14 protein-coding genes are annotated in these 19,260 nt (G+C 34.2%); 6 read left to right on the forward strand and 8 right to left on the reverse strand.

Features of this window, described 5'->3' with window-relative positions; translation table 11 throughout:
• Positions 1-192: 192 nt before the first annotated feature.
• The 3 genes from DK857_RS12335 to DK857_RS12345 are packed head-to-tail and all read right to left on the reverse strand — an operon-like array spanning position 193 to position 5,159.
• The gene (locus tag DK857_RS12335) at positions 193-1,320 is read right to left on the reverse strand and encodes an ABC transporter permease (RefSeq protein WP_109402322.1); all 1,128 of its coding nucleotides are present in this window, start codon (positions 1,318-1,320) and stop codon (positions 193-195) included.
• Complete coding sequence (rbbA, locus tag DK857_RS12340; RefSeq protein WP_193528601.1) at positions 1,321-4,077, reverse strand: ribosome-associated ATPase/putative transporter RbbA; 2,757 nt, start codon at positions 4,075-4,077, stop codon at positions 1,321-1,323.
• Between the two features lie 8 nt (positions 4,078-4,085).
• On the reverse strand, positions 4,086-5,159 hold the full coding sequence (locus tag DK857_RS12345; protein WP_088495524.1) for an HlyD family secretion protein: 1,074 nt from the start codon (positions 5,157-5,159) through the stop codon (positions 4,086-4,088).
• Positions 5,160-6,005: 846 nt separating this feature from the next.
• Between DK857_RS12345 and DK857_RS12350 the strand changes: the two genes are divergently transcribed.
• Both DK857_RS12350 and DK857_RS12355 read left to right on the forward strand, forming a co-directional pair.
• Positions 6,006-7,040, forward strand: coding sequence for an isoaspartyl peptidase/L-asparaginase family protein (locus DK857_RS12350; protein ID WP_109402324.1), 1,035 nt, complete (start codon positions 6,006-6,008; stop codon positions 7,038-7,040).
• A gap of 340 nt (positions 7,041-7,380) precedes the next feature.
• Complete coding sequence (locus DK857_RS12355) at positions 7,381-8,373, forward strand: tyrosine-type recombinase/integrase (protein WP_109393786.1); 993 nt, start codon at positions 7,381-7,383, stop codon at positions 8,371-8,373.
• Positions 8,374-8,464: 91 nt separating this feature from the next.
• Here DK857_RS12355 and DK857_RS12360 read toward each other — a convergent pair whose 3' ends face one another.
• From DK857_RS12360 to DK857_RS12375, 4 genes are all read right to left on the reverse strand, one after another.
• Entirely contained in the window at positions 8,465-9,916 is a 1,452-nt protein-coding gene (locus DK857_RS12360) for an AMP nucleosidase (protein ID WP_109393787.1), read from the reverse strand.
• Positions 9,917-9,983: 67 nt separating this feature from the next.
• The gene (locus DK857_RS12365; RefSeq protein WP_109402325.1) at positions 9,984-11,324 is read right to left on the reverse strand and encodes a hypothetical protein; all 1,341 of its coding nucleotides are present in this window, start codon (positions 11,322-11,324) and stop codon (positions 9,984-9,986) included.
• A 92-nt stretch (positions 11,325-11,416) separates the two neighbouring features.
• Positions 11,417-12,325 (reverse strand): AEC family transporter, encoded by a 909-nt coding sequence (locus DK857_RS12370; protein WP_109402326.1) that lies wholly within the window; start codon positions 12,323-12,325, stop codon positions 11,417-11,419.
• A gap of 191 nt (positions 12,326-12,516) precedes the next feature.
• Positions 12,517-13,002, reverse strand: coding sequence for a GNAT family N-acetyltransferase (locus DK857_RS12375; RefSeq protein WP_109402327.1), 486 nt, complete (start codon positions 13,000-13,002; stop codon positions 12,517-12,519).
• Positions 13,003-13,144: 142 nt separating this feature from the next.
• On the opposite strand from DK857_RS12375, the gene DK857_RS12380 reads away from it, so the two are divergent.
• Genes DK857_RS12380 through DK857_RS12390 form a run of 3 tightly spaced genes read left to right on the forward strand, consistent with a single transcriptional unit; the run spans position 13,145 to position 17,626 of the window.
• Entirely contained in the window at positions 13,145-14,254 is a 1,110-nt protein-coding gene (locus DK857_RS12380; protein ID WP_109402328.1) for a lysophospholipid acyltransferase family protein, read from the forward strand.
• Positions 14,248-15,129, forward strand: coding sequence for a phosphatase PAP2 family protein (locus tag DK857_RS12385; RefSeq protein ID WP_109402329.1), 882 nt, complete (start codon positions 14,248-14,250; stop codon positions 15,127-15,129). The genes DK857_RS12380 and DK857_RS12385 overlap by 7 nt, the downstream gene beginning before the upstream one ends.
• The gene (locus DK857_RS12390; protein WP_109393792.1) at positions 15,113-17,626 is read left to right on the forward strand and encodes a PEP/pyruvate-binding domain-containing protein; all 2,514 of its coding nucleotides are present in this window, start codon (positions 15,113-15,115) and stop codon (positions 17,624-17,626) included. The genes DK857_RS12385 and DK857_RS12390 overlap by 17 nt, the downstream gene beginning before the upstream one ends.
• A gap of 75 nt (positions 17,627-17,701) precedes the next feature.
• Here DK857_RS12390 and DK857_RS12395 read toward each other — a convergent pair whose 3' ends face one another.
• A complete protein-coding gene (locus DK857_RS12395) occupies positions 17,702-18,193 on the reverse strand; it encodes a hypothetical protein (protein WP_109393793.1) in 492 nt (163 codons plus the stop codon).
• 276 nt (positions 18,194-18,469) lie between these two features.
• Here DK857_RS12395 and catA point away from each other — a divergent pair, with 276 nt between their 5' ends.
• The gene (catA, locus tag DK857_RS12400; RefSeq protein WP_109402330.1) at positions 18,470-19,111 is read left to right on the forward strand and encodes a type A chloramphenicol O-acetyltransferase; all 642 of its coding nucleotides are present in this window, start codon (positions 18,470-18,472) and stop codon (positions 19,109-19,111) included.
• Positions 19,112-19,260: the final 149 nt, after the last annotated feature.

A 19,260-nucleotide genomic window follows, 5' to 3' on the forward strand; every position in this document is an offset into this window, starting at 1 on the left:
GTTGTTTATTACTGGATTTTACTTAACATCTTATCTTTAATGTATTATTTACCTTAGTAAATATTATTTATGAAATCTCTTCGTTAAGTAAAAACACCAACATTAGATAATTAAATTAATAAAAAACCTATTCCCTTCTATATTTAATAATAGAAGAAAATAGGTTAATTTATCGATTAATATTTAAATTTATTAGGCCATCGCCGAAATGGTTTTTCTAAAACGTAATAATGCTAATGAGAAAAACACCGAACCAATAACAATTAAGATAATGAATTGTGGCCACACAATAGAGAAGTCAGCACCACGATATAAAATAGCTTGCGCTAAGCTAACAAAGTGTGTGGTTGGCATTGTTTGCATTACATCCTGTACAAACTGAGGCATACTTTCTCGTGATGTCATCCCTCCTGATAACATATTTAATGGCAATAATACCATAATCATCAATAAACCAAATTGGGGCATTGAGCGTGCCATTGTTCCTAAAAAAATACCTATCGAGGTTGTCGCAAATAAGCTTAAAGCAACACCACACATAAACAGTAAAACAGAGCCTTCAATAGGAACATGAAGTAGAGATTTCACGACTAATACCAGAGACATAGCTGATGCCAATAATACAACCAATCCCATTGACCATATCTTAGAAAGCATAATTTCAAAAGGAGTTACAGGCATAACCAATAAGTGTTCAATGGTGCCGTGCTCTCGCTCTCTTATTAATGCAGCCCCTGTTAATACTATCGATAACATAGTGATATTATTGATAATTGCCATAACAGAGCCAAACCAAGATTGTGTTAGGTTTGGGTTAAAACTCATTCTAACTTCCAAATCAACAGGTAGTGGATCGTTAGTCCTATTTTTCGCTAAAAAAGTTTTTGCTTCACCCATTACAATGTTTTGAATATAGCTATTACCTAGGAAAGCTTGGCTCATTCTGGTTGCATCGATATTAACTTGTATTTCAGGTTTACGACCGGCTAAAAGATCGCGCTGAAAATTAGGCGGAATATCGAGTGCAAAGGTATAAGCCCCTCTATCTAACAAACCATCAATTTGCTCAGGAGTAATATCGGCTGGAGGCAAGAAATAAGGCATATAAAAACTATTTACAATACGTGCAGATAGCTGTGATTTATCCTGATCAGCAACAGCTATTGGCGCGTGATGTAATGAGCCAGGTGTAACAGTTGCTGATGAATAAATTGATACCGTAAAAGCAAATACAATTAATGCCAGCATCGCTTTATCACGAGAGAGACTGCGTAGCTCTTTTACGCCTAAATTAAACACATTTTGGATTGTGCGCCACATTTAAGCCTCCTGCTTTTTCAAGAAAAAGACACTCAACCCAATAACAATTGGGATAGTGATAAGCAAAGGAATAAAAGACCAAGGTAAATCAAAAAGGTTTAATCCTTTAGAGAATGTCCCTCTAGAGATAGTTAAAAAGTGAGATGTAGGATAAATATGCCCTATCCATTTACCGATACCTTCCAGTGACGAAACAGGATCAATCATTCCTGAAAATTGCGTTGCTGGAATTAAGGTAATAATTGAAGTACCAAAAATGGCAGCAATCTGACTTTTCATAAAACAAGAAATAAGTAATCCCATTCCTGTAGCAATAGTGATATAGAGTAATGCCCCTAAAGAAAGCGTTAACATACTCCCTTTAAAATTCACCCCAAATACAAAGACCGAAAGCGCACAGAGCATAAAAAAGTTAAACATGCCCAATAAGATATAAGGAAATTGTTTACCTAATAAAAACTCTGCTTTGGTAATGGGGGTAACATAAAGATTAATAATAGAACCAAGCTCTTTTTCACGAACGACGCTCAACGCACTTAACATTGCAGGGATCATCATTAATAAAAGAGGAATAACTGCGGGTACAATTGCGGGTAAACTTTTTACATCAGGGTTATAGCGATAGCGAGTTTCTATATTAATAGGTGCCAACTTATCAACCACATTCGTGGGTTGACGCATAGCCATATCGAGCATCCATGTTGAATGCATTGCCTGAATATAACCACGAACAGTTTCAGCCCGATTAGGCATTGCACCATCAATCCAAACACCTATTTTTACCGTATGACCTTTAGCAACATCTCGTGCAAAATTGGGTGGAATTTCAATCGCAACTGTAATATCACCACTACGTAGTCGCTTTTCTAGTTGGTCATAATCTGTGATTGGTGCTTTTTCAATAAAATAACGAGAGCCTGAAAGGTTTTGGCTATATGCCTGACTTAGCCCTGTCTTATCTCTATCCATGATACCAAAACGTAAGTTTTCAACGTCCAAGCTAATACCATAACCCATAATAAACATCAGGATCACCGTACCTAATAGCGCTAAGGTAAGACGCACAGGATCTCGGCGTAACTCCATACCCTCACGAATACTGTAGCTAAATAAGCGTCGTAAGCTAAATCGTTGCTTTAATGCTTTTTCTGCACTTTCATTACTAGATGCAGGAAGTTGCAAGCTTTTTTCATCAAGTTCAGGTGTTTCTTGTTCACCTGATGCTTTTTTAAGATAATCAATAAAGACTTCTTCAAGTGTATCAAATTGGCTATTTTTAACTAAATTTGCAGGTGTATCTGTCACTAATACTTTACCAGCATGCATCAAGGACATTCGGTCACAACGCGCTGCTTCATTCATAAAGTGAGTTGAGATAAAAATCGTGACACCGTCACGTCTAGATAGATCAACCATCAAGTTCCAGAACATATCTCGCGCAATGGGGTCAACTCCTGAAGTGGGTTCGTCAAGGATCAACATTTCAGGTTTATGGATAACAGCGACAGCAAGCGACAAGCGTTGACGAATACCTAATGGCAAACCATCGGGCATTATTTCTTCTACGTCAGTTAAATTAAAACGCTCACTCATGTCCTTAACACGCTGAGGAATTTCCTCTTCTGGAATATGAAAAAGCTTGGCGTGTAACTCAAGATTTTGTCGTACAGTCAATTCACTATAAAGTGAAAATGCTTGTGACATATAACCAACACGACGGCGAGTCTCAATATCTTTAGGGTCAACTTCTTGACCAAATAACCAGGCTCGCCCTTCACTGGCTTCTAGTAAACCAGTTAGCATTTTCATGGTAGTTGATTTACCACAACCATTCGATCCTAAGAAACCAAAAATTTCTCCTTTAGGAATACGAAAGCTAACATGGTCTACGGCAACAAACTGACCAAAACGCATGGTTAAATCTTGTGCTTCAATGGCGATAGTATCATCGTCACTTTTATCTCTTGGCGGGATAATAACTTTTTGGTGATCTTTCTTTTTCTCTTCTGGTAATAATTCGATAAAAGCAGCTTCTAGTTCATTAGTATGAGTTTTGGCTTTTAATTCATCCGCGTGACCTGTTGCTAATATTTTTCCTGCATCCATAGCAACCAGCCAATCAAAACGTTCAGCTTCTTCCATATAAGCGGTCGCAACTAATACGCTCATATTTTTTTGACGCTTACGTATACGATTAATTAATTCCCAAAATTGTGCCCGTGATAATGGGTCAACCCCTGTAGTGGGTTCATCAAGGATCAGCAATTCTGGATCATGAATAAGCGCACAACATAAACCTAGTTTCTGTTTCATTCCCCCAGAAAGTTTACCCGCAGGTCTATCTCTAAATGGCGCTAAACCGGTACTTTCAAGTAAGTCATTTATGCGTTCTGCCCGTTCTTGTTTTGATTGCCCAAATAAACGACCAAAGAAATCAACGTTTTCAAAAACAGAAAGTGTATGATAAAGGTTTTTACCTAACCCTTGAGGCATATAAGCAATGCGAGGGCAAACGGCTCTTCGATGTTCAATATCACTCATATCTCCTTTTAAAACAATTACTTGCCCTGTTTGAATCTCTCTCGCACCAGAAATAAGAGAGATCAAACTCGATTTTCCTACGCCATCAGGACCAATTAATCCGACCATTTTTCCCGCAGGAATAGTCAATGTCACATCATCAAGCGCTTTGGTATCGCCATAATGTTGGGATACATGAGTCAATTCAATGATATGAGAATGACTTTGCGTTCTCATTGTTTGACTCATTGTGGTAATTTCACCTCTAAATCAGTTGGCCAAGATTGGTTGTTATCTAAGCGAATATAAGCACGACCCGGTAAACCAGTTTTGACATATTCAAGGTGTTTTTCAAGTAATTCAGGAGCAATACGAGCTCTTACACGGAACATGAGTTTCAATCGTTCATTATCAGTTTCAACAGTTTTGGGTGTAAATTGAGCGACACTGGCAACATAGGTTGTTTTAGCAGGAATAACGATATGAGGTGCGGCATCTAAAATAATGTGAACTTCACTTCCTAATGCAGCTTTACCCGCGGCTTCTGTTGGTAAAAAGAAAGTCATATACACATCACTTAGATCAACCATATTTAATACACGACCGCCAGCACCTAAAACTTCACCAGGCTCTGCGACGCGATACTGAACACGACCGTTACGCGGTGCTTTTAAAATACTGTCATCCAATTCCGCCAGAATACGTCTTTCGGTTGCTGTTGCTGCATCCACTTTTGTATTGGCTTGAATGATCCCCGCTTTAGCCGATTCTATTGCGGCAATAGTCGCCGTTTCTTGAGCTTTAGCAGCTTCAACCGCTGCTCTTGCACCTTCTGTTCTTGCAATATCATCATCTAATTGTTGAATAGAAATGGCATTCGTTTTTACTAATGCACGAGAACGGTTAAGTCTTTTTTGTGCGGCATCAAGCTCAGCAATACGTTGACGAACAACTGCTTGGGCTGCAAGTTGTTCACTTTTACGTTGTGATAATGCAGATTGCGCAGTGACCACGCTACTTTTTGCTTGGTTTAATTGAGCTTGAACTTCATGAAGTTGTTCTTTAAGTGTTCGAGTATCCATGTTTGCTAACACTTCACCCGCTTTAACAAAATCACCTTCTTGAACTAAAATAGAGTCTATTCTTCCCGGACTTTTCGTTGAAATATCAATTTCTGTTGCTTCTATTCTCCCATTACTTTGAGCAAATCCTGAAGGAAGTGTTGGCGCTTGAGATTTCCACCAAAAAACTCCCGCAGCAACAACTGCGACGAGAATGATGCTATAAACAAAAAAACGACTCTTTTTTTGATTTTTCATATAAATTATTTAACCTTCCTTTAGCCATAAAAGAATACCAAAAATATGTTTATCCGCTGTATGTAAGAAAATAGTTAAACAATGAGACGTATTAGTTTTTTTATTTTATATCTATTTAAAAATAGTTCATTTGTGTTGATAAAGCTAACTCACTCACTATAAAAAAATAAAATTTCAAACCCTAACCTTATGAATTATAAATGTTATGTCATTATAATAGAGCTTTAACTCAAATTAATGTAGTACTTTTATCACATAATCCACCATCTATTTTTGATTATTCAAGGAAACACACAAATTGTATATAAAAAATCCATTTTCGTTACATTCAAATACAAATGAAATAATAACAAATAGTTATCAACTGCTCGTTAATATTAAAACATTACTTAATTTTTTCATAAGAATTCAATTTTAAATTGAATTCTTCTCTAATTTAAAATTATCAAAAAATGTATTTATCATATAATTTAATAAATTTTATATTTTAAATCTCATCATATAAAATAAAAATAAAAAGTAAAAATAGCATTATTATTTTTGTTTTTAAAAAATATTATTAGCTACGATTTATATTTATTCCCTTCTTTAAGAAAAAAAAACTAAAAAATATAACGTGTTGATTTTTCCAATTAAAAAATAAAAGAAAACTATTACATGATGAAGATCGACAAATTAAAAAGAAAATTGAGTGTTCAGACCACTTATGTCTTAAACTTTTTATATAGTGATTATTGCCGTTAGTTATCAAAGTACGTTGATGCAATTAATTAGAATTTAAGATCAAGATCGTAAAATCCATATGATGATATCAAATCAATTTTAATTAAAAACAAGAAGGGTTATATGAATAATATTAAGTATAAACTCGCCACAATGACACTTTGCACTCTATTTGCTACCTCTGTTTTTGCAAATACCGACACACCAATTCGCCTTGTTATTCATGGTGGTGCAGGAACAATCACTAAAGACACTATCACGCCAGAGCAAGAAAAAGAGTACAAAGAGAAACTAACCGAAGCATTAAATGCAGGATATGCTGTTTTAAATAGTGGAGGCACTAGCATAGAAGCCGTTCAAAAATCCATTAATGTTATGGAAGATTCACCATTATTTAATGCAGGAAAAGGTGCCGTTTTTACCCATGATGGTCGTAATGAACTTGACGCTTCTATTATGGATGGTAAAACCCGTAAAGCTGGTGCTGTTGCTGGTGTAACTACGGTTAAAAATCCAATTAACGCAGCCATTGCGGTGATGGAAAAAAGCCCACACGTTATGATGGTATCAAATGGTGCCGATCTTTTTGCTAAAGAACAAGGACTTACTATTGTTGATCCTTCCTATTTTAGAACTGAACATCGTTGGCAACAACTTCAAAAAGCGATAGAAAAAGAACAAGTTGTTTTAGACCATGATGGTAAAACAGCCGCCCTTTTTGCTGATCCTATGATGTACGATTATAAATATGGCACCGTAGGTGCAGTCGCTCTTGACCAACATGGTAATTTAGCAGCGGGAACTTCTACGGGAGGAATGACAAACAAGCGTTATGGTAGAGTTGGTGATTCCCCAATTATTGGAGCGGGTAACTATGCTGATAATGAAACCGTTGCTGTATCCGCAACAGGATCTGGTGAAATGTTTATCAGAACATTAACTGCCTTCAATATTGCAGCCCAAGTTAATTATAAAAATTTACCTTTAGAAGAAGCCGCTCAAAATGCACTTGATGAAGTTAAAGCCATTAATGGTAGTGGTGGTGTTATCGTATTAGATAAAACAGGTAACTACACAATGAGTTTTAATTCTGAAGGTATGTATCGTGGCACAATTGGTAATGACGGAAAACCTGTTGTCGCAATTTATAAAGAGTGATTTAAATAGCTATTGATTATTTAGCACCCGATTTTTACTGCTATCTTCATTATTTTCAAGTCGATAAAAAGTGAAAATTTTGGGTGCTAAAATGGCCTAATCTCCCTTTTCCTCCTATTATTCCTTACTTTTTTTCTTAACGTTATTTATCACTATTTTTTCCTTAACTTAACTTGATCGTTATTTACCCCAAAGGTGCTCATCAAGCAATCAAATCGATGACAAAACAAACAAGATCGTTTCTACTTATTAAAATGATCCTTTGAAAAAGTAGCTTTTTTCTTTTTTGGATCTGTTAGAATATTCATCATGGTTATGTTGATTTAATAAGGAAATCATAGTGGAATTTCACCACGACGATCAGGAGTTAACACCTGAAACATCGCTAGTTTTGTCTGAAAAACAAGCATTATTGGATCTTAATACAACATTCACCTCGCCTGCTCATACTAATCCTGCAATGGCATATTTAATGAGTTTGGGTTCAAAACGTAGTCGTCAAACAATGGGATCGTTTTTAACTATTGTTGCTAAGATGATCGGTTTTTCTTCTCTTAAAAATTGCCAATGGGGAGCACTTCGTCGTCATCATATTCAAGCTATTATTGATATGTTATCTGATGCCAATAAGGCCCCTGCCACTATCAATACTTATCTTGCTGCGTTAAAAGGTGTTGCTTTAGAAGCTTGGGCAATGAAACAAATGGATACTGAAAGTTATCAGCATATCCGCCAAGTTAAATCGGTAAGAGGAAGTCGATTACCTAAAGGCCGAGCACTCACTAGTAGTGAAATTCGTGCTTTATTCAGAAGTTGTGAAAAAGACAATTCATCGAAAGGTTTAAGAGATGCTGCAATATTAAGTGTGTTATTAGGCTGTGGATTACGTCGTTCAGAAATAGTGGCTATCAATTACGAGCACATTCAATTTCGAGATCAAGCTTTTCTTGTTAGAGGTAAAGGTAATAAAGAACGTATATCTTATATGCCCGATGATACTTGGGATCGCGTTCAACTATGGATTGATGAAATAAGAGGCACACAAGATGGTCCTCTTTTCACTCGTATTCGCCGATTTGATGATGTCACCGATGAGCGGATCACCGATCAAGCTATTTACTATATTTTAGAAACTCGACAACAAGAAAGTGGTATTGATAAATTTGCTCCTCATGATCTACGAAGAACATTTGCTTCTGCAATGCTTGATAATGGTGAAGATATTGTCACTGTAAAAGATGCCATGGGACATGCCAGTATTATGACGACTCAACGTTACGATAGGCGTGGCGATGATCGACTAAGAAAAGCAGCTAGACATTTACGTTTTTAAGTTTTTTTAAATAATTTACTTTTGATAAAATTTAATAATAATCCCAAATCATTGAATTAATTATAATTTGGGATTTATTGTTACTTAAAATTTATCTGAAAGGCGGTTCATTAAAAGTTCTCAATTTACGAGAATGTAAGCTACTCTCCTCTTGTTTAAGCAATTCAATAGATTCAATACCAATTTGTAAATGCTCTGATACTGCACCTTCATAAAAATGATTAGCCTGACCGGGTAATTTAATTTCACCATGTAAAGGTTTATCAGATACACACAATAATGTGCCGTAAGGAACTCTAAAACGATAACCTTGTGCTGCGATTGTTGCACTTTCCATATCAACAGCAACGGCGCGACTTAAGTTAAATCGTCTAGCTGAGACAGAAAAACGTAATTCCCAGTTACGATCGTCTGTTGTTACAACAGTTCCTGTTCTTAATCTTTGTTTTATTTCATGCCCCGGTTTTCCACTAATTATTTTTGTTGCATCGTAAAGCGCGCGCTGCACTTCAGCAATATTAGGAATTGGAATATCAGGTGGTAATACGTCATCTAAAATATGATCATCACGTAAATATGCATGCGCTAATACATAATCGCCAAGTTGTTGGCTTTCACGTAAACCACCACAATGGCCAATCATTAACCAAACATGAGGGCGTAAAACAGCTAAATGATCGCAAATTGTTTTTGCATTTGAAGGCCCTACACCAATATTAACTAATGTTATTCCTGGACCTTCTTTTGCAATTAAATGGTAGGCTGGCATTTGATATTTTTTCCAAGTTAAATCGGATATTAACTTTTCAGGATCAACAGTTTCAGCCGTAATTTGCTGAAAGCCAGCACAAGAAAGCGCGCAATATGGACTATTTTTGTCTGCGACTTGTTCACAAGCCCAACGAACAAATTCATCAACATAGCGGTTATAGTTAGTGAATAAAATATAAGGTTGAACATCTTCAGGTAATGTACCTGTGTAATGTTTTAAACGAGCCAATGAAAAATCTGTACGTAAAGCATCAAAATGAGAAAGTGGTAAAACATCCCTATCAAAAATTAATCCATCAGTAATTTCGTCACCAATTTTAGATAAGTCAGTTGTCGGGAAATATTTAGCTAAAGAAGCACTCATTTTTCTATCAAAGCCAATGCCTGTTCCATCAATGACAAAAGGATAAGGGATTTCTTGTTTTGAGGCGCTGACTTCAAAAGTTGTATAGTAGGCATCAGCAATAAGTTGCAATTGTTCTGATAAATAATTTTCAAATAAAGCGGGATTAGTAATAGTGGTAGAATAAGTTCCTGAGCGAGATAAACGCCCATAAGCTCTCGTTTTATCTTCTGTTTTTGTTTCACCAGACCAATATACCGTTAATTGAGGATAAGCAAATAATCCTTCAGCTCTTTGTTTTACATCGGGTAATTTTCCATCTTGTGCGTAATCAACAATTGCATTACGTAATGCATCAACAGCATTTTGATATTGTTCTTTTAGTTTGGTAATAACTGCTTGGATTTCAAGGTGATGAGGTTGCGACATAAAAAGAGCCTCTTACTTATTATTAATTTATAACCATAATAGCAAGAAGCTCTGTTTAGCCCAATAGTCAATATTTCAAGATTGCGTATTCATATTCACTTTCGTTATCAAGAACAAGTGTTTTATTTTTAATATCATACTCAAAAATTAATTTAGTTTTATCTTCTAACGTAATACCCCTTCCGACTAATAATAACTCTGAAATATTAGAGTTAACAATACCCTTAATATTCATATATTTCTCTAATGAAAAAGGCTTTCCTATAAGTTCTTTACTAACGAGGTTGACTAAATTACAGTGTTGCTCATTAACATAAGGTAACTCTGATTCCATTAAATTCACTATATTTTCTTTATTATTAGTACTTTTATCTTTTAATGATTTTTTATTTTCTATTTTAATTTTTATTGTATTTTTACTATTATCTTTTATAATATCTATTGCCGTTTCTGCTGAATAAGGAACATTAATTAATCCCGCAAGTGTATCTTGTTTCATCAAAAATGATTTAAATTCAAGAAGTCCTTTTTGATATAATAAGGAATAAATTAGTTCCTTATCATTTTCATCCAAATCTGTAAATTCATTTTTTAATTTTTCAAACTCTAATTCTTTGAATAAATCCTCGGCTAATCCTTCTGGTTTATCTCTTAGGCCAGCAATAGAAACACCATTAATTTTCAATGACATCCTTGATAAATCAGTAAGTAGTTCAGCCTCGATTTTATCTAATAATCTTTTACCTTCTTTATTTGCTTTTTTCCTTTCATCTTCAATTAGTACCTTAAATTCACCAGGGAATTTCTTACAATCAAAATTAGCTTTTTTATATAATCTATTTGCTAATATGAAATCTCTATCAAATTTATTTTCATTTACAACCTTAATTCTATTGTTTATTAAATCAATAATAACTTCTTTTTTAATATCATCGCTTTTATTAATGTTATTCTTATTTTTTTCAACCCAGATTGCTATAGCATCAAATATAAACTCATCAAAATTATTTTCTTTTAATGCTATTATTATATCTGTTATTGATTTCAAATCCTGGTCAATATCATTTATATTATATGAGAAGCTTATTCTTTCACCGTAAGGATTTTCATCCAATTTAATAGAATAAGTTATTTCATCACCGTTTATTTCAATCAAAAAATTTTTTTTATATTCATCACCAATAGTAAGGTGTTCTAATTTACAGAACCCAAGCAGGTTACCTAAATTATATATACCATTACTAAAAAAAGTATTTTTAATTAATGGGATAACCGTACTTTCTTGTCCAAAACCAAACCAATTTTTTATTTTTTCCCATATAGTTCTTGCATCTAGTGGATTGGGTGTATTTTTTATTTGTTTTGCATTCACAGAACTTATTGAATAATCAGCAATTTTCATTATCATAATATTCTCCTAATATTATAAAATAAAAATATCAGGATAAAGATTTTATGATATAAAAAAACAATCTAGTTATTTTTAATAATGAAACCTTTCTATATTGCTAAAAAACTTAAAATAATAGGCAATGTCAGCACTGCAAATATCGTCTGAGATGTAATGATCCCTGCCATTAACTCAGAATCCCCCCCTAACTGCCGGGTTAAAATATAAGAAGAGGGCGCTGTTGGAATAGAAAAGAAAACAACAAAAAGCGTCATAACTAATGAAGATAAGCCTAAAAAACAAGCAATGCTATACGCGATTACCGGTACTATAAGCAAACGAGTAACTGTGTTAATACCAATCATTTTGCTTTCTGCTTTTAGTGTTGATAGATGCAATGCCGCACCAATGCAAATAAGGCCTAAAGGTAAACTCGTTGCTGCTAACAATTTCAGAAATTGATCACTACCAAAAGGAAGCCCAACCCCTAACAAATTTATTATGATGCCAATAACACAAGAGATAATTAAAGGGTTTTTTATGATAGGCAATATCAGCTGACGCGAAGTCACATTTTGCCCTGCTGTTAAACAAAGTACCGAGGTCACATTTGATAGGGGAACTAGTGTTGCTAGAATCAAAGCCGCGATTCCCAAACCTTCAACTCCAAATAAATCAGCAACAATAGCTAAGCCTAGATAAGTGTTAAACCGAATATTGCCTTGAACAATCGCACCGAAGCGACCAGCAGACCACCCTGTTATTTTTTTCAAGATAATGCACAATATAGTGACAATTAAAACGACAGAAAAAATAGCACCAGCAAGGTGAGGTAATTGCGGATCAGATAAAGGAGCATTTGCCAAGCTATTAATCAATAAGGCAGGAAAAAGTAAAAAATAGTTAAGTTTTTCAGCTCCAACCCAAAATGCAGGTTCAAACGTTTTATTTCTTCTTAAAATTGCACCTAGCGCAATTAACGCAAATAACGGCCATAACGTTAATAACACATTTTGCATAATATTTATCCCAAAGATACTGTGATACTTCACAATATCGCAACATCATGAGGATTGCTATTTTATCTTATTAATATAAAAGCTAATTCAAAAAATGATAAAAATAAATTTATACCGCATTTTAAGAATAGCTTTTTTATTATTAGTCCATTATAAAAAATATCCTTTTAAGATCGTCGAAATACAAGCGACTAATCTAAATCAATGTACATGCGGTAACAATGTAAACTTGCTTTCGCTAAATCAGAATAATAATCACGCTCTTCTAATGCTTTAAAACCCTGTTTTAAATAAAATAATACTGCATTAGGTGTTGCATCTAAAAATAATTTAGATTGCCCTCTTTTAATTGCCTCATGCTTCAGTTGCTTTAAAATTAATCCTGCAAATCCTTTTCCCATGTATTCAGGGAATGTAAAAATAGCTTCAGCAAAACCAGTTTTAACATCTAAGAAACCCGAAGAAACAGGAATATTGTATTCTTGATAATCAATCACATAAAATGGATTATCAATAATAGCCTGCCGATATCCTTCAGGCATCTCATCAGGAGTCCAAGCGGCTAAAATCTCTGATGGATAAACATTCTCACAACCAAATCGCAATGCTTGATTTCGTAAATACCACAGCCTTCTTGCTTCCTGTGGTTCAGCGAGTCTAAGTTGAATCATACTCATTTCCATCTTATTCATTAGAATTAAGAGCCTCAAATTAGTAAAATAATTTATTCTAACAATACATTTTAAATTTTAATTTTTTAGTGTTACTTTTTTAAGAGCGTGATATGTTTTTGCAGAAGGAATAATGTAAGGAAATCTTATGCCCAATTCAATATTACCTTCACCAATAAAAAAAACCTCCTTTTTTGTTGCTGGTTCTCCACTTCCTTTTTATTATCAATGCATCTCAGGTGCAATTAGAGAAATCTACTTTTCCAAAATTTCACTTATTCACCATAATGGATATCAAACTGAAAATACACATCCAAAGTTAATTCTATGTAGTCATCGGAACAGTGCTTTTGATGGCTACATTGCATTAAAGGCATTTCCTCAAGCTCAAGCTTTAGCATCAATTCAATTATTAAATAGTCGTTTAATGAGAACTTTTTTTACAGGTATTCCTGTAGTTAGAAAAAAGGATAGACAACGTTTAGGTGTAAATGCAAATACATTTTCAAGTCCTTCAGATGCTGCAATTGCGCATATAAAAGCAGGTGGCAACTTACTCTTATTCCCTGAGGGCAGTAGTGAGTGGGGTTTCCAGCCATTACCTTATCAACGAGGGGCAGCAAGAATTATTAGAACACTAATCAGTGAGGGAGTAGTTTTTGATATTATCCCTATGGGCTTGTTTTATATAGCCCCTGATAAATTCAGTTCAAAAGTTGAAGTTTATATTGGCGAAAATATTTTTATAAATTCACAAAAAGATAATTTGTCAACCAGAGAATGGGAACAAAATATTCATACTGAAGTTTCTACAGCATTAAATAAAATTTCCGTTAATTGTCCAAACATTGATATTTTTGAGAAAGCATCAGCCTATGCGTTTAATAAAAATAAGGACGGTCATTCTTATGCTGAATCCTTTATTGCCTATCAAAACAACCTAGATGAATCAAATAATGACAATCAAAATATAGAAAGAAATTCTCAATTTCCTATATTACTTTTGCGTTATATTTCATTTTTATTCATGTATATTTTATTTCCAATATTATTATCGTCATTTATTGCGTCTCATTTTGCTGATGCCCGTAATACCATTAGCTTTTTCAAAATATTAGGAGGCGCAATAGCGGCTGCAATTTGGATCCCCATCTTAATCATGCTCCTATTCTTTTTCCCTATATTTATTGGTATAAGTTTAGCTAGTGCACTATTCGGTTTTATCTTAATAAGGAAGAAAGGCGCTCAAATATGTTAACCATGAAAACCAGAGTGCTTTTTAACCATTTATTTTCTCTACAACTGTTTATTATTTGGGCATTAGGAACTTACGGAAGTTGGTTAACGAATGCGACAGAAATGTTGTATCCCATATTTTTAGGCTCTTTTTTATGGGTAACACTCGTTTTTGTTGGATACAAAACACAACATGCAACCTCTTATTCTAGATTCTATTGGTTTGGTTTATTACAACTGATTACTTGTTGGACTATTTTTCCTCTGTTTAAATCGATTCGCTATGGTTTATATCAATGGAATTTTGATGATATTTTATATAAATTAGATAAAATCCTATGGGGTGGAAAAAGCTTGCCAGAATGGACAATTTCTTTACAGTCAGGTTGGCTAAGTGAATTTCTTTCTTTTTGCTATTTTAGTTTCTACTTCTTGATTATTGGCAGTGCCCTTTTCTTCTTTTTTAGCCGAAATAATATACTGGCTAAAAACTATTTTTTCGGCTTAATGCTAATGTATTTTTTCGGCTTTATTGGTTACTTCTCTATCCCCGCAGCCGGCCCTTACTCTGCTTTTCCTTCTGATTTTAACTATCCAGTTTACTCTGGTGCTATGACATTATTTCTGACTGATCTTGTTGATAAAGGAATTACAGGAATGGATGTCTTTCCTTCATTGCATACAGGGATCACTCTTTATATTGTTGGCTTTTTCTATTTTTCAGGTTATCGAAAAACAGCGTATTGCTTATCTCCTATCTTAATAGGGCTTATTTTAGCAACTGTCTATTTACATTATCACTACGGCATTGATGTTATTGTCGGTGCTTTGCTTGCATCATTGGTGCTTTACATCACTTGTAAAAATAATAAGGTCGAATATGGAACTCATTTATAAAATTAACGAACCTATTGCTTCTGAAGTATCTATTAGTGGAGGTAAAGGCGCGAGTTTAGCAAAAACAATTCAATCACTGCCTGTTCCTGATGGTTTAATCCTATCTTGTCAAGCTTACCAGTTATTTATTACACCCTTACTACCTGAAATTAATCGCTTATTATCAGAAAAAAAGCAAGAAATTGAAGTCGTTAGTAAAAATATTCGCCATTTAATTTTACAAGCATCCATGCCAGAGAGCTTAATTCATTCTTTAAGTTCAAGATTAAAAGAACTCCAATTAAATAATACCGCTTTAGCCGTAAGATCTTCCGGAACATTGGAAGATATGCCTGGAGCCGCCTTTGCAGGGCAACACGATACGGTATTAGGTGTTAAAACTTTGCCTAATTTACTGGACGCAATTCGCCAATGTTATGCATCTTTATGGCACACGCACGTTATGCTCTATCGCCAACATTTAAATTTACCCCATACTCAAGCATCAATGGCAGTTGTGCTACAAAGAATGATTAACGTCCAAGAAAATGAAGCTGCGGGTGTGGCTTTTTCTGTTGATCCAGTTCAAGGCTCTCTTTCTACTGTATTAATTAATGCTGCATTTGGATTAGGTGAAACTGTTGTTGCTGGTGAAGATCCTGTTGATGAATTTCTTATTGATAGAGAGAGTTTCACATTAAAACAAAAAACGATTGCTCAAAAAATAAATGCCATTGTTATGGTTGATAATGGTACTCAAATCTTACCACTTAAATCTGCTCAACAATCCATATCCTCGCTGACAGCAGACCAGTGTAGACAAGTGGCGGAACTTGCTATCTCAGCAGAAAAATATTTTGATTTCCCACAAGATATAGAATGGGCATTTCATGATGGAAAATTATGGCTTTTGCAATCACGTAATGTGACACAAATTGCCCCCATTTGGACAAGAGAAGAATCAGCAGAAAGATTTCCTAATCCTATCACGCCATTAACATGGGATATGTGTGAAGCAGGTTTTCATTCATCATTAAACTTTAGCCTTAATCTTATGGGACTTCCTTCATTTAATGGTAAATGGTTCGGAATGCAAGATTATTATATTTACGGCAACCAAAATGCGGTTTCCTTGTATAATAATCGTCTCCCTACATCGATGATGAATGATTTGCCTACCCTGTTAAAATCTTTGCCTGAAATTGCACAAAAATTCAGTTGGGTACAGGAATTACCTATCACTTGGATGCGTGATTTAGATAAATATTTAATCTCTATTGGCGCATTGATGAATGAACCATTGCAGGATAAAAGTTTGCTTCAACTATGGGATTATGTGCAAAGAATTAATAAATTAGGTGCTGATTACTTTTTACCTAACATTGCCATATCCTTGACTCAGCGCTCACTCTATTCTGCATTGATGGCATTGCTAAAACTCTTCTTTAAAGAAGAAAAATATGCACATACAGCATTCGATAATTTAATTGCTATGTCTGAAACTAAAACTGGACAAGTGAATGCAGAACTCTGGGCTCTTTCTCGTTATGTTCGACAGCACCCTCAACTTCTCAAACTTATAACATCCATTGTTCCTGAAAGTATTATGCAAGAAATTGAGGTATGTGATCCTCATTTTTACCAGCAATTTACCTTATTCTTAGCTAATCATGGTCATAGAGAATTAGATTTTGATGCATATCATCCTACTTGGTTAGATGCCCCACATATTGTATTAACTCAAATTAAAGCAATGGCAGATTTAACAGATGATAAACAAACAGATGATCCGTTAGGCAAAAAAATCCTACAGTCAGAAACTGAATTTTCAATTATCTCTGATGCGCCTGAAGAGTTGCGCTTTTTCTTACAAGAGATTATTCGATTAGCTCGCGTCTATACTGCACTTGATGACTTAGAGCATTATCAAACAACTCGATTAGCCTTACCTATGCGTCGCGGATTAAAAGCGTTAGGAGAGCGATTAGTTATCCGTAGTGTTTTAGATTGCCCAATGGATATTTATTTTGCTAATGAACAACCTTTAGCTGATGCAATTCTTGCAGATAATCCTACTGAGTGGAATCAGTTACGTCATCATATCTACCAAAACAAAGCAGGATATCTAAAAGCAAAATCAGTCACTCCACAATGGATCTATGGTGAAGATAGTTGTAATGAACTAAATACAAATAAGCATCAATTAAAAGGCTTAGCTGGTAGTGCAGGTATTATCGAAGGCGAAGTTTATCTTGTTTATGGCCCAGAGAATTTTGCCGAATTTCCACAGAATGCCATTTTAGTTGCAAGAACAACTAATCCTGCATGGACTGCTCTCTTTTATCGCGCATCTGGCATTATTACAGAAAGCGGTGGGCCATTATCTCATGGTGCGGTTACTGCTAGAGAATTGGGATTACCTGCAGTAATGGGGGTTCGCAATATCTTAAATATTTTAAAAAATGGGCAAAAAGTGAAAGTTGATGGACAAAAAGGCATAATTGAGATTTTGTCCTAATAATTTGAAAATCATCACCGCTAGATCAGGAAAAGCATCTAAACGATGCTTTTCTTTTTTTATTTTACTGACTTTTTAACTATCCATTTTACTGTTGTTATCTCTCTCTTTTGAAACCTTGTTAATATCAACTTTATAAGCAGATGGTGCAAGTAAAGCGACCAACCCAGTTATTAATAAAATGGCATATAATATCGTTAACATAGATGGTGCATTAAAGAATAAATATGGTGTTAATAAGATAGGAGTAACCGTTAAAATAATTGAAATAACAACAGGATAACCTATGCCTATATCTCTTACTCGTTGAGATAATATGAGCGTAAATATGTAGACTTGTGTTATTAAAAATACTAATTCTATTAGGCCATATGATGTAAAAGAGAATTGATAGTAAAAATAATATTCAGTAACCAACTCTACCTTTTCGGGATAAAGTGATATAAACCATCGATCTGCTAAGTTCTCTGCAATAGAAAAGAACATTGTCCAAGCAATTTCTAGACCTAAAAAAGAGAGTCTTCCACGCCTTTGTTGTTTCCATTGATAAGCAAGTTTAGCTTGCATAATAAATCCCTTCATTTTTAAAGTATATCTCTATCTTTTTTATCATAATACACTTAATATTTATCTCCAAAATAATGATGTGATAATCTGATAACAGCACAAAAATACCTTCAAATTTTGATATTTAGTTTAACAATCGCCTCTTATTATTTTGCTTTTTTTTATCTAACTAAAATATTAAATATATAAAGAGCTACTATGCTACCTATTCAAACAACCCGTTTTGCCCTTCTTCGTTAAAAACAACCTTATTACTTAACAAGAAGGGCTTTAAAAATGAATTATGAAAAAATCAAATTAGAACAATGGAATAGAAAAGAACATTTCTTACATTATCGACATAACCTACAGTGTGGTTTTAGCTTAACAACTAAAATAGATATTACTGTCTTGAAGACAGTATTAGCTAAAAATAATCTTAAGCTTTACCCTGCAATGATCTATTTAATTGCGAAAACAGTTAATAACTACTCTGAGTCTAGAATGACAATCAAAGATGATGAATTAGTTATTTGGGATTATATCAATCCCGCATACACAATTTTTCATCCAGAGACTGAGACTTTTTCAGAGTTATGGAGCGAATACGTTGAGGATTGGCGTTCTTTTCTAGAAGGATATAATCAAGATTATCAAAAATATAAAGATAATCTAAGTCTATCCGCTAAAGGTAATTTACCAGAAAATCATTTCTGCATTTCGATGATCCCATGGGTAAGTTTTGACGGATTTAATTTAAATATAGCTAATGTCAAAGATTATTTTCCCCCTATTTTTACTATGGGAAAATATACTCAACAAAATGGTAAATTTCTATTACCGATATCTATTCAAGTGCATCATGCTACATGTGATGGTTTTCATATGGCTAGAATGATCAATAAACTTCAAGAGTTATGTGATGGTTTTTCGGGCTAACAATATTGATTTTTAAATAAAAAACACCGCTCTTTTATCAATTAAATAAAAGAGCGGGTTATTATTAGAGAAACTCACTTGAAAACCAATAATTATCTAACTTGTTTATTGATCCATTTAATTTTTTCATTGGTGAATCGAATATTACT

It is taken from the genome of Proteus terrae (genome assembly GCF_003144325.1).
GTDB classification, from domain to species: domain Bacteria; phylum Pseudomonadota; class Gammaproteobacteria; order Enterobacterales; family Enterobacteriaceae; genus Proteus; species Proteus terrae.

Excerpts from the sequence above, each read along its gene's own strand:
- DK857_RS12380 (WP_109402328.1), top strand. The coding sequence starts at position 13,145 with ATGCCCAATTCAATATTACCTTCACCAATAAAAAAAACCTCCTTTTTT.
- DK857_RS12360 (WP_109393787.1), bottom strand. The coding sequence starts at position 9,916 with ATGTCGCAACCTCATCACCTTGAAATCCAAGCAGTTATTACCAAACTA.
- DK857_RS12345 (WP_088495524.1), bottom strand. The coding sequence starts at position 5,159 with ATGAAAAATCAAAAAAAGAGTCGTTTTTTTGTTTATAGCATCATTCTC.
- DK857_RS12395 (WP_109393793.1), bottom strand. The coding sequence starts at position 18,193 with ATGCAAGCTAAACTTGCTTATCAATGGAAACAACAAAGGCGTGGAAGA.
- catA (WP_109402330.1), top strand. The coding sequence starts at position 18,470 with ATGAATTATGAAAAAATCAAATTAGAACAATGGAATAGAAAAGAACAT.
- DK857_RS12370 (WP_109402326.1), bottom strand. The coding sequence starts at position 12,325 with ATGCAAAATGTGTTATTAACGTTATGGCCGTTATTTGCGTTAATTGCG.
- DK857_RS12365 (WP_109402325.1), bottom strand. The coding sequence starts at position 11,324 with ATGATAATGAAAATTGCTGATTATTCAATAAGTTCTGTGAATGCAAAA.
- DK857_RS12350 (WP_109402324.1), top strand. The coding sequence starts at position 6,006 with ATGAATAATATTAAGTATAAACTCGCCACAATGACACTTTGCACTCTA.
- DK857_RS12390 (WP_109393792.1), top strand. The coding sequence starts at position 15,113 with ATGGAACTCATTTATAAAATTAACGAACCTATTGCTTCTGAAGTATCT.
- rbbA (WP_193528601.1), bottom strand. The coding sequence starts at position 4,077 with ATGAGAACGCAAAGTCATTCTCATATCATTGAATTGACTCATGTATCC.
- DK857_RS12335 (WP_109402322.1), bottom strand. The coding sequence starts at position 1,320 with ATGTGGCGCACAATCCAAAATGTGTTTAATTTAGGCGTAAAAGAGCTA.
- DK857_RS12385 (WP_109402329.1), top strand. The coding sequence starts at position 14,248 with ATGTTAACCATGAAAACCAGAGTGCTTTTTAACCATTTATTTTCTCTA.
- DK857_RS12375 (WP_109402327.1), bottom strand. The coding sequence starts at position 13,002 with ATGAGTATGATTCAACTTAGACTCGCTGAACCACAGGAAGCAAGAAGG.